The 1079-nt window shown below is 67.4% G+C and carries 1 protein-coding gene; it reads left to right on the top strand.

Translation table 11 applies throughout. From position 1 onward, the window contains the following. On the top strand, window positions 1-1079 hold a 1079-nt coding region (locus tag A5790_RS18080), incomplete at both ends, for an HNH endonuclease signature motif containing protein (RefSeq protein WP_066847257.1).

Genomic DNA, 1079 nt, shown 5'->3' with positions numbered 1-1079 from the left:
TGGCGGATCTCGACCACCGAGGCCAACCGGCGCCTGACCGAAGCTGCCCTGCTGGCGCCGCGTCAGGCGTTGACCGGGCCGTCGCTGCGGCCGGCGTTGCCGGCGACGGCTGTCGCGCAAGCTCATGGGCTGATCAACGGCGAGCATGTGGACGTCATCCGCAAGGCCGTTGACAGGTTGCCCGGATTCGTCGATGCGGCCACCCGCGAGCAGTTCGAGGTCGACCTGGTCCGCACGGCGGTCGGCGTCGGTCCCAAGGAACTCAAGGACAGCGCCGATCTGATGCTGTTCTTGCTCGATCAGGACGGGCCCGAGCCCGATGACACCGAGCGCGCCCGCAATCGCGGGGTCACCAAGGGAAAACAGCGCGCCGACGGGATGATTGACATCTTCGGGACTCTGACGCCCGAAGCGTGGGCCGTGTGGGAAGTGATCTTCGCGAAGTACGCGGCACCGGGTATGTGCAATCCCGACGATCCCGAACCCTGCACATCGGGGACCCCGACACAGGTTCAGATCGACAACGACCACCGCAGTCTGGCCCAGCGTCAACACGACGCGATGATCGCCGTCGGGCGCATCGCCCTGATGAGCGGCGAACTCGGCCAGCTCAACGGGCTGCCCGTCTCGATCATCATTCGCACCACCCTGCGGGAGTTGGAATCACGGGCCGGGGTCGGCACCACCGGCGGCGGCACGGTCATGCCGATCGCTGATGTCATCCGGTTGGCGGGCCACGCCAACCACTACCTGGCGGTGTTCGACGGCGCGACCGGGTCGGCCCTGGATCTGTTCCGCGCCAAGCGAATCGCCACTCCGGCGCAACGGATCATGCTCATCGCGCGCGATGGCGGATGCACCAAGCCGTGCTGCACCGTTGGCGCCTATGGCTGCCAGGTGCATCACGGAAAAGCCGACTGGTCGAAGGGCGGCAACACCAACGTCGACGAACTGGGCCTCGCCTGCGGGGCAGACAACCGCAGCGTCAACGAGGACGGCGGCTGGACCACCCGGATGAACGAGCGCTGCGAGGTCGAATGGCTTCCGCCGCCCGAACTGGACACCGGCCAGGCGCGGCT

Source organism: Mycobacterium sp. 852002-51152_SCH6134967 (assembly GCF_001667105.1).
Taxonomy (GTDB): Bacteria; Actinomycetota; Actinomycetes; order Mycobacteriales; family Mycobacteriaceae; genus Mycobacterium; species Mycobacterium neumannii_A.
Note: the sequence above shows the minus strand (reverse complement) of the source record. Positions and strands in the feature narration are given on the sequence as shown.